The organism is Halopseudomonas sp., assembly GCF_036960865.1.
GTDB lineage: Bacteria > Pseudomonadota > Gammaproteobacteria > Pseudomonadales > Pseudomonadaceae > Halopseudomonas.
This window is the reverse complement of sequence record NZ_JBALWE010000004.1, coordinates 243954-256377: the sequence shown is the minus strand read 5'-3', so window position 1 is coordinate 256377 and position 12424 is coordinate 243954. Positions and strand designations below refer to the sequence as shown.

The 12424-nt window shown below is 61.9% G+C and carries 12 protein-coding genes and 2 pseudogenes; 12 read left to right on the top strand and 2 right to left on the bottom strand.

Translation table 11 applies throughout. The annotated features are described in order from the left end of the window. Positions 1-40 precede the first annotated feature (40 nt). From V7747_RS07565 to V7747_RS07515, 12 genes and pseudogenes are all read left to right on the top strand, one after another. Positions 41-682, top strand: coding sequence for a TetR/AcrR family transcriptional regulator (locus V7747_RS07565; protein ID WP_335615440.1), 642 nt, complete (start codon positions 41-43; stop codon positions 680-682). A gap of 282 nt (positions 683-964) precedes the next feature. After that, positions 965-3490, top strand: a pseudogene (locus V7747_RS07560) (PAS domain S-box protein); the annotation flags it as partial. 190 nt (positions 3491-3680) lie between these two features. Next, positions 3681-3845 (top strand): annotated as a pseudogene (locus V7747_RS18605) (response regulator); the annotation flags it as partial. Positions 3846-3854: 9 nt separating this feature from the next. Next, complete coding sequence (locus V7747_RS07555) at positions 3855-4547, top strand: Hpt domain-containing protein (RefSeq protein WP_335615438.1); 693 nt, start codon at positions 3855-3857, stop codon at positions 4545-4547. Between the two features lie 4 nt (positions 4548-4551). After that, positions 4552-5541, top strand: coding sequence for a response regulator (locus V7747_RS07550; RefSeq protein WP_335615437.1), 990 nt, complete (start codon positions 4552-4554; stop codon positions 5539-5541). A 79-nt stretch (positions 5542-5620) separates the two neighbouring features. Further along, on the top strand, positions 5621-6166 hold the full coding sequence (locus tag V7747_RS07545) for a DUF3299 domain-containing protein (RefSeq protein ID WP_335615436.1): 546 nt from the start codon (positions 5621-5623) through the stop codon (positions 6164-6166). 117 nt (positions 6167-6283) lie between these two features. Continuing rightward, positions 6284-7216 (top strand): alpha/beta hydrolase, encoded by a 933-nt coding sequence (locus tag V7747_RS07540; protein WP_335615435.1) that lies wholly within the window; start codon positions 6284-6286, stop codon positions 7214-7216. A gap of 1 nt (position 7217) precedes the next feature. Further along, positions 7218-7922: a tRNA (N6-threonylcarbamoyladenosine(37)-N6)-methyltransferase TrmO gene (gene tsaA / locus V7747_RS07535; RefSeq protein ID WP_335615434.1), complete on the top strand. Its 705-nt coding sequence runs from the start codon at positions 7218-7220 to the stop codon at positions 7920-7922. Between the two features lie 76 nt (positions 7923-7998). After that, a complete protein-coding gene (locus V7747_RS07530) occupies positions 7999-9186 on the top strand; it encodes a GGDEF domain-containing protein (RefSeq protein WP_335615433.1) in 1188 nt (395 codons plus the stop codon). Between the two features lie 68 nt (positions 9187-9254). Continuing rightward, a complete protein-coding gene (locus tag V7747_RS07525; RefSeq protein WP_335615432.1) occupies positions 9255-9632 on the top strand; it encodes a DUF3301 domain-containing protein in 378 nt (125 codons plus the stop codon). A gap of 78 nt (positions 9633-9710) precedes the next feature. Then, the gene (locus V7747_RS07520) at positions 9711-10679 is read left to right on the top strand and encodes a CobW family GTP-binding protein (protein WP_335615431.1); all 969 of its coding nucleotides are present in this window, start codon (positions 9711-9713) and stop codon (positions 10677-10679) included. A 35-nt stretch (positions 10680-10714) separates the two neighbouring features. Then, positions 10715-11089, top strand: a complete 375-nt coding sequence (locus V7747_RS07515) for an NADH:ubiquinone oxidoreductase (RefSeq protein ID WP_335615430.1) — start codon at positions 10715-10717, stop codon at positions 11087-11089. Here V7747_RS07515 and V7747_RS07510 read toward each other — a convergent pair whose 3' ends face one another. Next, positions 11090-11542 carry a DUF192 domain-containing protein gene (locus V7747_RS07510; RefSeq protein ID WP_335615429.1) on the bottom strand — a complete coding sequence of 151 codons (453 nt, stop codon included), beginning with the start codon at positions 11540-11542 and terminating at the stop codon, positions 11090-11092. After that, positions 11539-12402, bottom strand: a complete 864-nt coding sequence (locus V7747_RS07505; protein WP_335615428.1) for a flagellar brake protein — start codon at positions 12400-12402, stop codon at positions 11539-11541. The genes V7747_RS07510 and V7747_RS07505 overlap by 4 nt, the downstream gene beginning before the upstream one ends. Positions 12403-12424: the final 22 nt, after the last annotated feature.

Sequence of the window (12424 nt, the reverse complement as noted above, 5' to 3'; positions counted from 1 at the left end):
ACTTATAATGCCGGCTTCGCGCTTCAACGAGACAGTTGCCATGCCCGTCACCAGCAAACCCAAGCCCCGCGGCCGCCCTACCGGTCGTGCCGTGCTCAGCCAGCAGGACTGGTTCAATGCCGCCACCGAGGCCATTCTCGAAGGCGGTTTTGATCAGCTACGGGTGTTGCCCCTGGCCAAACGCCTGAAGGTGACGCGCGGCAGCTTTTATTGGCATTTCGACGATCTTGGCAGCTTTATCCACCTGTTTCTCGACCAGTGGCAGGCGTTGCGCATGAAAGGACTACGCTACTGGCAGCCGGGCCAGAATCCGGCGCTGACGCCGGAGCAGGAGGTCGACCGCGTGCTCAAGCTGATGTTCGAAGGCCCTGCCGTGGAGTTCAAACGCATGAAGGTGGAATTCGCCATTCGCGATTACGCCCAGCGCGACGACTACGCCCGGCAGGTGGTCGCCCGAGTCGATAACGCGCGGGTCGAGCAGAGCGCCGACCTGTTGGCTCCGCTGGTGGCGCCGGGTACCGCGCGGGCCATGGCGCTGATTCAGTACTCGACGGTGCTGGGCAGTGTGCTGCTGTTCCGTGGCCAGCTGGGGGGGGAGCAGTCGTTGCGGACCATTCGTCAGCATTGGCGGCAACTGCTGAGCGGTACTCAAGCCGATCTGGACAGCGCCGATAACCTGTAAGGCCCACAGCCGTTGAGCAGACGCTGACAGTGCTGGGCCGAACGCCGTTGACCGGCCGTGATTTCCACCGGACCGTCCCACTCACCTGCTAGGCAGGCTGGGCCACGCGTTCTATGATGACAATGTGCCTTCAATTTCCCATTAATTCCGAGACACGAACGCAGTCGCTCGCCAGCGAGCCACCGCACGGAGCGGGAGTAGCCCTTGCTGACAGGGTCCTGGTTTTACCACGCCGAGCTGAACCCCGGCCCATTGCTGCACGGCCACCACCATCACTCACTGATGGTGCTGTCGGTCGCCATCGCCATTGCCGCGTCCTGGCTGGCGCTGCAGGTGGCCGGACTGGCCCGCGAGGCGAGCACCCATTCCACGCGCAACGGCGCGCTGGTCAGCGGCGCTGCTGCGCTGGGCGGCGGCATCTGGGCCATGCACTTCATCGGCATGCTGGCGCATGACATCGGTACGCCGGTGTCTTACGACCCGGCCATCACGGTGCTGTCGATTCTGCCCGCCATGGCCGCCTCCCTGGTCGCCCTGACCCTGCTGGCGCGGCGCGAACTGGGCCGTCGCGAGCTGCTGCTCGGCGGTTTGCTGGTAGGCGCCGGCATCGGCTGCATGCACTACAGCGGCATGCTGGCCATGCGGATGGATGCGCAGTTGCGCTTTGATCCCGGCTGGTTCGCCACCTCCCTCGTTATTGCCATCAGCCTGTCTGTACTGTCGCTGTGGATTCGCTTCGGTCTGCCGCAGAAATCGCCACGCGCACTGCTGCTGGCGGCGGTGGTGATGGGCCTGGGCATCTCGGCCATGCACTACAGCGGCATGGCTGCCGCGCGCTTCATCGGCGTTGCACCGAGCGACTACCGGCCAGATTACGGCCAGCATCTGACCCTGGGGTTGATTATCGCGCTCACCGCCTTGGTGCTGGGCGGGCTGGTTGGCGTGGTCAACGGCATTGTGCGTTTCAGCCAGCTCTACCAGCAGCTGCGCGCGCGCGAGTCGAAGATTCGCGCCATCATCGATACCGCCATCGACGGCATCGTCACCACCGATGAGCAAGGCATCATCAAGGACTTCAGCCGCTCGGCCGAGCGGATGTTTGGCTGGCCGGCGGCGGAGATCATTGGCCGCAGCATACGCAGCCTGATGCCACCGGATACCCACGAAAACCACCGGCGCTTTCTGCAGGATTATGTGTCGGGAAAGAAGCCGCAAGCGCTCGACAGCATCACCGAGCTGATGGGGCAGCGGCGTGACGGCAGCACCTTTCCGGTACGTCTGGCACTGGGCCAGACCAAGGTCAACGGCGCCGCACTGCTGGTCGGTTTCACCGCGTATATCAGCGAGCGCGCTGCGCTTGAGCAGGAGTTGCGCGAAAGAGAGCAGCAGTACAGTTCGCTGATTGCCAACATACCCGGTGTTTCCTTTCGCTGTCTGCCGCGCGACGACTGGCCCATGCTGTTTATCAGCGAAGCGGTAACCGCGCTGTGCGGCTGGCCGGCCGAGCATTTCGTCGGCGGCCGCAAGAGTTTTGCCGAACTGATCCACCCGGACGATGAGCAGCGCTGCTATGACGAGGTCATGGCAGCGCTCGAGCGCCGGGAAAAGTACAGCGTGGAGTACCGCATTCGTCATCGTGACGGCGGCGAGCGCTGGGTGGCTGAGAGCGCCAGCGGCATCTTTGACGAACAGGGCACCCCGCAGTGGATCGACGGCGTCATGATCGACGTCACCGAAAGCAAACTGCGCAACGCTGAGTTCGAGGGCATAGTGCATGCCATCAGCCGCGCCCAGGGGATGCTGGAATTGAGCCTGGACGCGCGCATTCTGTCGATCAACGCGTCCTTCCTGGCACTCAGCGGCTATCCCAGATCAAGCCTGCTTGGCGCGCACCATACCTTGCTGTTCGAACCGGCGGACGACGACCATCGCCTGTGGCAACGGCTGCGCAACGGTGAGTACGTCACGGGCGAGTTCAGCCTGCGCCACTTCGAAGGCCACACCATTCACATTCAGGCTTACTACAACCCGATCCTCGACGCCGACGGCAAGCCCCGCAAGGTGGTGATGCTGGCCACCGACCTGAGCGAGCGACGACGCATGGAGGTGGATCTGCTGGAAGCCAAGGAGCGCGCCGAGCAGGCGGCCGAGTCCAAAGGCGCCTTTCTGGCCAACATGAGCCACGAAATTCGTACCCCGATGAACGCCATCATCGGCTTCAGCGAGGTATTGCTGCACGACAGCCAGTTGCCCGCAGCGCAACAACAGCACGTGAAAACCGTGCACAACGCCGCCCGCTCACTGCTGGGGCTGCTGAATGACATTCTCGATACCGCCAAGCTGGAAAAAGGCGCCGTGCAGCTGGAGAACCAGGCCTTCTCGCTATTTGATCTGTGCCAGCAGCTGCTCGATGTGTTTCGTCTGGAAGCCTCGCACAAGGGCCTGCAGCTGAACTTCGACTACCAGTTGCCGCAGCACCATTACAGCGGCGACGCCCTGCGCCTGCGCCAAGTGCTGACCAACCTGCTGGGCAATGCGATCAAATTCACCCTCAAGGGTCAGGTCGACCTGCAGGTCAGCCAGGCCGATGCCGGCATCTGCATCCGGCTGCGCGATACCGGCATCGGCATCGATGCGCAACGCCTGCGCCATATCTTCGAGCCCTTCGCCCAGGCTGATGCCTCGATGAGCCGCCGTTTTGGCGGCACCGGGCTGGGCACCACTATCGCCCGCCAGTTGGTTGAGCTCATGGGGGGCCATATCAGCGTTGAGAGCGAACCGGGACACGGCTCCTGTTTTTCCGTGCTGGTGCCGCTGGCGCCCGCCCAGGCCCTCGGCAAGGTCCGCACCAGCACAGGCGTCAACCTGCCACCGCTTAAAATCCTGGTAGCCGACGACGTTGCCGACAATATCCGTCTGATGGAAGTCATGCTGCAGTCCGAGGGGCACCACGTGGTCAGCGCGCAGAACGGTATGAGCGCCTTTGAACGCATCACCGATGCAAGCATTCGACCTGATCTTGATGGACATGCAAATGCCCGAGGTGAACGGCCTCGAAGCAGCGCGCATCATTCGCCGTTACGAAACCAATCTGGGACGGACACCCACGCCCATCATAGCGCTAACCGCCAGCGTACTGGACAAGGACCGACAAGCCGCCAAGGCCGCCGGCATGGATGGTTTTGCCTCCAAGCCGGTCGACCGGCGGGCGCTGCAGCGGGAAATCCTCCGGGTGCTGCGACTCGATGAGGTGGCCGCCACCGCACCCGAGCGCGAGGTTGCGACCAGCAGCAGCGGGCCCATCAACTGGACTGACGCGGAGCAACGCTGGGGCAATCGCAGTGCGCTTGAGCAGGCTCTGCGCCACTTTTTGCAGAGTAATCAGCAGGCCGCCGAACAGTTGGCCGTGCTGTTGAAGGAAGGCCAGAACGCACCCGCAGCTGCCCTCCTGCATCGCCTGCGCGGCAGCGCCGCCAACCTGGGGCTGCAACGGGTAGAACGCCTGGTGATTGAGCTGGAGCAGCGACTACCGCACCAGGCCGCCAGCAGCCTGATTCCCGCCGTGCAGGTGTTGCACGATGCCCTGCAGGCGGCCCTGGCCGCCCTGCCCACGGACGGCGTCGCCGTCAACGCCCCCGCGTTGACACTCACCAGCGCACAACGGCAGCAGCGCAGCCAGTGGCTGAGCAGCCTGATTGCCGGGTTGAAGCGCGGCGAGATGAATGAGCAGCGTCTGCTGCAGCTGGAGGGCCTGATTGCCCCTGAACGCCTGGATCTGGTGCAACAGGCGCTCAACGATTTTGATTTTGTCCTGGCCGTGCAACAGCTTGAAGCCGAGCTGAGCGCGCCCCCGAACGAAGACTGATGCCATGCCCCTGAAAGATACCCGCCGTACGCTGCTGCTGGTCGATGACGAGCCCTCCAACCTGCACGTGCTGCGACACATTCTGCAAGACGACTATCGCCTGCTGTTTGCCCGCGACGGTGAACGTGCCCTGGAGTTGGCCGGCACCGAACGGCCCGATCTGATCCTGCTCGATGTGATGATGCCGGGCATGACCGGTTATCAGGTGTGCGAACAGCTCAAGGCCAACCCGTTGACTGACAGCATCCCGGTGATCTTCGTCACCGCCCTGAGCAACGTGGAAGACGAGATTCGGGGTTTTGAGCTGGGCGCCGTGGACTACATCAGCAAACCGGTCAGCAGCCCGATTGTGCGCGCGCGGGTGCGCACACACCTGTCACTGGTACGTGCCGACGTGCTGCGCGAGACCCGGTTGAACATAGTGCAGTGTCTGGGCATGGCCGCCGAATACAAGGACAACGAAACCGGCTTGCATGTGATCCGCATGAGCCACTTCTCGCGCATTATCGCCCTGGCCGCCGGTTTCAGCGAGGAAGATGCCGATGAGATCCTGCACGCCGCCCCCATGCACGATGTCGGCAAGATCGGCATTCCCGATGCGGTGCTGCAGAAGCCGGGCAAACTGGATGCGCAGGAGTGGCAGATCATGCGCGAGCATCCGGAAATCGGCGCGCAAATCATTGGCGAGCATGATGCCAGCTTGCTGCAGATGGCCCGCCGCATCGCACTCTCACACCATGAGAAATGGGACGGCACAGGTTATCCCAAGGGCCTGGCGGGTGAAGACATACCGGTAGAAGGCCGCATCGTGGCCATTGCCGACGTGTTCGATGCCCTGACCAGCCAGCGGCCCTACAAAGCAGCCTGGCCGGTCGAAAAAGCGGTGGACCTGATCCGCAGTGAGCGCGGCAAGCACTTCGACCCGCAGCTAGTAGACTGCTTTCTCGACAGCCTGGACGCTATTGTCGAAATCAAGGAACGCTGGGCTGAATAGCCCCGGCCGCTTGCGCGTCGACAGGAACCGCCGCAGACTGCGTCGGTCTCACCCTGCTCACCCGCCGTGGAATACACCCATGCTGCTGAAACGCCTGCTGCCCTGCTTCTTTTCGTGTCTACTGACGCTGCCTACGCTGGTCAGCGCCGGCGAGGCCCGCGAGGTCGACTGGCTCGACCTGCTGCCGGCGGAAGACTACCAGGCGATGCTCGACATGCCCGAGCTGGATCATGGCAACGGCCCGGACGCCAACGGTGATTTCACCACCAGCTTGCGTCAGGACAACAAAAGCCTGCCCGAAGTGATGTATTCCACCCGAGTGGTGGCCTCCATGGATCAACAGCAGATCAGCATCGGTGGCTACCCGGTGCCGATCGAGAGCGATGCCAGCGGCCGCTATACCCAGTTCTTTCTGGTGCCCTACGCTGGCGCCTGCATCCATGTACCCCCGCCCCCACCAAACCAGATTATTCTGGTCGACTACCCGGCCGGGATAGATCTGAGCGACATATACCAGCCGCTTCTGGTCGAGGGTCTGCTACAGGTCGCCCAGACCAGCAACGCTCTGGCCGATGCCAGCTATCAGCTGAAAGCCGCACAGGTAACGCTCTACGACGGGCCTTGAACAGGCTAGGCCGGTTGTCCATTTGCCGTTACACAATCGCCCAGCCGGGTGGCACATTCCCCTAAGGCAATCCGTTATGCTGTCGAACTGTCATCATCTTTATCGGAGCTGAACTCAATGCAATTTGTGATTGGCCTGATCGGTCTGCTGCTGCTCATCGTCACCAGCCTGCGCCGCTGGTTACTGCGGCGCGAATCTCCGCAGAAACAGGCCATCGACTATACCGGCGAGCTGTATCAGATCGGCTCGGCCGTGGTCGCGCGGAGCCGTAAAGATGCGCCCGCCGGCAGCGTTATCGTGATGCACGGCTTCGTCGAGAACTTCCTGTATTTCACCGAGTACTACAGCAACCCTGAGCTGCAGCTGATCATGCTGACCAGCGCTGACTACCACTTGCCGGTCAACCAGCCCCGCTTCACCCAGGCCGACTGGATCAAGCCGCCGGCTGGGCGCCCAGGCACCATCGCCTACGATGCCGGCGTACTCAATCAGGCGCTGGAGCACTTGGCCACCGGCAGCCGCGTGCGTGTACACGGCCACTCGCGCGGCGGCGCGGTGACCCTGGAGGCTGCCCGTCAACGCCCCGACCTGTTCGAGCAGGTTGAGGTTATTCTGGAGGCACCGGTGCTACCGCAGGGCAAGCCCTACAAGCCCGTGCCGCCACTGGCGCGCTGGTTCGCGCCCTTTTATCTATTTGCCTGGCAGCAACAGCCCATCAGCCCGGCCAACGCTAAGCTCTTTGGTCCCCTGGACAATCCGCGCAAACGCGAACTGATCATGGCGCTGCCGTTCAATCCGCGCTTCGGCCATACCTTCGTAACCAATATGGATGATCTGGCGAAGTGGATGGACAGCACCGGCAGCGATATCTATCAGCACGTGAAGTACGGCGCCATTCTGGTCCCCTCAAAGGACCGGGTGCTGCAGGTCGCAGCCATGCGCGCCAGCGCACAACAAGCCGAGAATCTGCAGATCATTGACGTCGCCGACTGTAGTCATCTGGTCACTGCTGACCGCCCTGATGCGATTCCACCGCTGTCGGGTGTCTGAGGTGAGCTACAGCTTCGAGCCCATTGGCGTCGTTCACTCGTGCTTCAGCGAGAAGTTTGCCATTCCGCGGCAACCGCAATTGGCGCCTGCCGCTACCGCCACGCTCGAGCTATTCGCGCCCTACAATCAAGCCCAAGCGCTGGAAGGCTTGGAGCAGGTCAGCCACCTGTGGCTCCTGTTCGTGTTCCATGCCGCCGACAGCGGCCCCAAGCACCTGCGCGTCAGACCGCCACGGCTGGGCGGTAACCGCCGCATTGGCGTGTTCGCCAGCCGTGCGACCCATCGTCCCAATCCACTGGGACAATCGGTGGTCAAGCTTGAGGGTATCGCCGAGGGCAAGCTGTTGTTATCCGGTATAGATCTGCTCGACGGCACCCCGATATTGGATATCAAACCCTATGTACCCTACGCCGACAGCCTTCCCGACGCGCGCAACGAGCTGGCCCCCACACCGCCGCCGGCCATCACCGTCGAGTGGTCGGCCCCCGCGCTGGAACAGGCGCGCCATCATGGCACGCGCCTGCAGCACGACCTCATAGCCTTGATCGAGCAATGCCTGGCGCAGGATCCCAAACCCGCCTACCAGCAGCCCGAGCCCGGCCGCGAGTATGGCGCGCGCTTCTGGGACCTGAACGTGCGCTGGCACTACCCCAGCCCCAGCTGCATACGCGTGCTGGAAATGCAGCTGGCCCACCCCGCGCGCTGAGCCGTAACCACTTCCCCCGTCACAGGCTATATACTCCCTGTCAAACGCCAAACGGACGCTGGCCTGACCTATGGGTGTGCTGTACTTTTCTCCGATGTTACTCGGCATTTGCCTGCTGCTGGCTGTTGCGATCAGCGCCACGGCATTGCGTTTTATGGTGCCAGGTGAACAGGGTCCCGGCTTCTGGATGGCCGGCAGTTGGTCACTGATTGCCGGGATTGGCCTGTTTATCGGCTTTATCATTACCCACAGCCCGGTGCTCAATGTGCTGGGAAATGCAGCGCAACTGGCAGGCGAAGCGTTGTTTTTATTGGGTATTTTCCGTTTCATGGGACGTCCTCTGCCCTGGTGGACAGTACCCGCCAGTGCCGGCCTGATGGCGTTGGTGAATACCCACTATTGGCTGTTTGAGGGTAATTCCGATTTCCTCATGGGCGTATATTCCAGCATCGCCGGCTTGCTGCCGGCGCAAGCAGTCTGGTTGCTACTGCGTAATCGTCAGGATCCGCAAACCCGCCCGGCGCAATGGCTGGTCGGCATAAGTCTGGTGATTTACTCTCTGGTCACCCTGCTGCGCGGGTATCTCGGCTACCACGACTGGTGGCACGACCAACCCTATGTGCAGCCGTACCAGTCATTCAGTTATCTACTACCCTATAATTTCGCCATTCCGGCACTGGTGATGGGGTTTGTCGGCTGCACCTTGATGACGACCCAACGCGTACTCGCCCGCAGCCACCTGCTGGCGGACCAGCTGCAGGAACTGGCCACCCGTGACCCGCTGACCAGCGTACTCAATCGCCGCGCCTTCCACGAACAGCTGTTGCAGGAAATGGCGCGAGCCAAACGGCACGGAACGCCCCTGTGTTTGGCCATGCTGGATCTGGATCACTTCAAACAGCTCAACGACCGCCTGGGCCATTTGGGTGGCGACCAGGCTTTGCTGCAGTTCGCCCGTCAGTGCCAACAACAGGCGCGCAGCACCGACGTCTTTGCCCGTTTTGGCGGTGAGGAGTTTGTCCTGCTGTTACCGCACACCAGCCTGGGCGAGGCGCATACCTTACTTCAGCGCCTGCACGCCAGTGTGAGCCACCAACCCTGCGCCTACCTGCAGCAACGCTATCAGTTGAGTTACAGCACGGGCGTTGCAGAGCTGAGCCACGACGACACCGCCGACACCCTGCTCAAGCACGCCGACCAGGCGCTGTATGCCGCCAAGGCGGCAGGACGCAACTGCATACGCACCTGGCAAGGCGACACCTGAGGGCGTCGAGCACCGTCAATACATGGCATACTGGCGGCCATCGCGTAAGTGAATAGAGGATCTTTTCGGTGTTCAATCTAGGCCACGTCGCGCTACTGATGCTGCTCATCCTGATCGGCTGGTGGCTATTACGCAATCTGGGGCTGCGAGACCGTGCCATGCAGCTGGTGCGCCACGAGTGCAAGCGCAGCGACGTGCAGCTGCTGGATGAAAGTATTGCGCTGTGCGGCGTACGCCTGGCGCGCAACCGTCACGGTCGGCCGGGCCTGGTGCGCCGTTATGCCTTTGAATTCACCGTCACCGGCGAGCATCGTTACGACGGTTACATCGACCTGCATGGCCAACAGTTGCTGCATCTGGAGCTGGCACCGCACCCGTTCCCGGAGGGCTCGCCACGTGCGGACGACGCATCGCCGCGCAGCGCCACTATCCACCGCATACATTAACCTTGTTTATCAAAAGGTTATGATCAATAGCAAAAGGTTCCACGTGGAACCATCCGTGACCATCAAAACCTGCCACCCATGCTGAAGCAGATACCCACCCATCTGATCGGTGGCCCCCTGGGGGCCGGCAAAACCTCGCTACTGCAAAGCCTGTTGCGCCAGCGCCCGGCTAATGAGCACTGGGCCCTGCTGATCAACGAGTTTGGCCAGCTGGGGCTCGACATGGCTTTGCTGGGCGCTAGCGCTGTGGACGGCGTTACCCTGAGCGAGATTCCTGGTGGCTGCCTGTGCTGCGTCAATGGCCTGCCATTCCAGGTCGGCCTGGGCCGCCTGCTGCGCAAGGCGAAGCCGAGCCGGGTGTTTATTGAAGCCTCCGGCCTCGGCCACCCCGCGGCCCTGCTAAAGCAATTGGCTGAGCCGCCCTGGCGCGGCGTGCTTGCCTTGCAGCCCCTGATGATGGTGCTGGATGCCGCCAGCCTGCAAGCAGGGCAGGCGCTGGCCGAAACGCAGCAGCAGGCACTACCGCTGGCCGGCCTGCTGCTGTGCAACAAGGCAGAAGGGTTGGACGTGAACACCCGGCACCACCTGCAGCAACAGCTACCAGTTACAGCCAAGGTGGTGTTTACCTCGCAAGGTGAGCTGGAATGGCAGGCCGTACCGCAAAACCTTGCGCAGGCTGCCACACTGGAGCTGCCTAACGCTGCGGACGCTCCCGCACTGCCTGACCTTTGGCCGAATCCCGCGCATTGGCGCTGCGCGCACCAGTTGCAGCGAGCACCCTACTCATTGGGATGGCGCATGTCGCCAAAGCAGCAATTCAGTCTGGCGATGCTGCAGAGCTGGCTGCAAGACGCCCGTTGGCAACGTGCCAAGGGCATAGTCAACACCGATCAGGGCTGGAAGGCCTTCAATCTGCTGCCTGAGGCCGCCATGGCGTGGACAGACAGCCCTTGGCGTCAGGACAACCGGATTGAATTGATCATCTCCGACAGTACTCAGTTAAGCGCTCTGGAGCAGGGCTTGCGGGCAGCTACACTGAGCCAGTAAGGTAAGCTCTGATCCGTTCACCGACGCCGCCTTACATGCCCCGATTCGCTTACCTGTTACCTGCGCTGGCTCTACTGCTGGTCAATTCATCCGCCTGGGCTGAAGCCTGCTTGATCGAATCAACCGATCAACAGGTGCCAATCCGCATGTGCCAGCAGAACATGACCATTCCCAAACAGCTGTTTTCAAACAACTTTTGCCATCCAAACATACCCGACCGGACTTTCGCCATCAGCATGATCGAGGCCTGCCCGGAAGGCGCCTATGGTAGCTGTACAGGCGCACACACGGAGGGGGTTGGCTATCAGCAGTCGATTCACTATTACAGCGACGCCGGTGATGCGCCGGTTTTGAAAGCCTACTGTGAGAAAGTCAGCAACGGGGTCTGGCAGGCGCAGCCAGCGCCCTAGTCAGTTCGTCGGCGCAGACAGCGGAAGACGGCTCATATCCAGTTGGTCGCCCGGCTCGATGCCCAGGGTCTTAGCGGTACCCGCTGGCACCTCCAGCACGTAGCGCAGCGGCTCACTGGCCTGATAGATATTGCAGGGCTTTTGCCGGCACGGCGGAACCTCGGCGAACACATGCTGAATGCGCCCGTCGGAATCGACGAACAACAGATCCAGGCTGATCTGCATGTTGTACATCCAGATCGCCGGACGCGTACCCGCCGGGAAGTCGAACAGCATGCCGGTCTGCGGCGCCAGTTCCTGCCCCATAAGGCCTTGGCGGCGCGTTTCCGGGTCCGCTGCGACACTGAACTGAAACGCTTTGCCACCCAGGGTAAGCTGCTGCGCTGGCGTAGCCGGGCTGAGCAGCGGCCAGGCCAGCAGCGCAGTCGCCAGCCAGTAAAGCCGCGGCTTCACAGGTTATCCTTGAGCAGGTTCTGATAGACCATATTGGTGAGATAAAGGCGATCCTGCTCGCTGATGTCAACAAACTCCACCCCAGTGGCAATCTTCCCCTCTTGGGTTTCATCATTGCTGACAGCGCGCACCTTGGCATTGATGGTCAGGTAGACATCCAGCCCGGCCGGATTGATACGGAACGACAACTTGACCTCTTCTTCCTTCTGGGCAAAGGGCTTGGGCGACAGCATGCGCGCGCCGCCGACACTCATATCGGTCATGCGTGCCGATCCCTGGCCGCCGTCGGCGCGGCTGACGGCAGTCACCAGATCGACCGAGACCCGGGCCGAACTGCGGATCCGCATCGACTGCACGCTGTCGGGGTAGGCTAGATGCAGATAGGGAAAAGGTGACAGGTTGGACTTCAATACCCGGGTTTTGTAAGCCACCGCATCCTTGCCGACAAAACCGCGTACCAGAAACTGCTGACCTTCCTTCACAAACACCAATTTGCCTTGCTGCGTCGGTGCCGTAACTAGCAGGCTGACCGGCGCATTAAAACCGATCATGCGCACCTGATAGCGCTCGGCATGCGTGGGGTGCAGGGTCTGCAGCTGCACCAGATCGCCAGGCGCGAGTTGTATCTGCGCCAGGCTGGATATCTGACCATCGCTGGCCGCGGCCGCTGCGGGCGCTGCTGGGGCTTCCTGCTGCGGCGCGGAACGGAACAGTCCCAGCTTGAGCAGTTGACCCAATAACGGCTTGTTGTCGATTACGTGACCGTGCGGAAACAGCACCTTGCCGTCCGCATCAACGACATTCCAGGGCAAGGCCTTGCCCAATGGAATGTCTTCCTCAACCAAGGCTATCAAAGACACACAGTCGCTCCGACGAGATACA

Excerpts from the sequence above, each read along its gene's own strand:
- V7747_RS07540 (WP_335615435.1), top strand. The coding sequence starts at position 6,284 with ATGCAATTTGTGATTGGCCTGATCGGTCTGCTGCTGCTCATCGTCACC.
- V7747_RS07565 (WP_335615440.1), top strand. The coding sequence starts at position 41 with ATGCCCGTCACCAGCAAACCCAAGCCCCGCGGCCGCCCTACCGGTCGT.
- V7747_RS07555 (WP_335615438.1), top strand. The coding sequence starts at position 3,855 with ATGGATGGTTTTGCCTCCAAGCCGGTCGACCGGCGGGCGCTGCAGCGG.
- V7747_RS07515 (WP_335615430.1), top strand. The coding sequence starts at position 10,715 with ATGCCCCGATTCGCTTACCTGTTACCTGCGCTGGCTCTACTGCTGGTC.
- V7747_RS07550 (WP_335615437.1), top strand. The coding sequence starts at position 4,552 with ATGCCCCTGAAAGATACCCGCCGTACGCTGCTGCTGGTCGATGACGAG.
- V7747_RS07545 (WP_335615436.1), top strand. The coding sequence starts at position 5,621 with ATGCTGCTGAAACGCCTGCTGCCCTGCTTCTTTTCGTGTCTACTGACG.
- V7747_RS07520 (WP_335615431.1), top strand. The coding sequence starts at position 9,711 with ATGCTGAAGCAGATACCCACCCATCTGATCGGTGGCCCCCTGGGGGCC.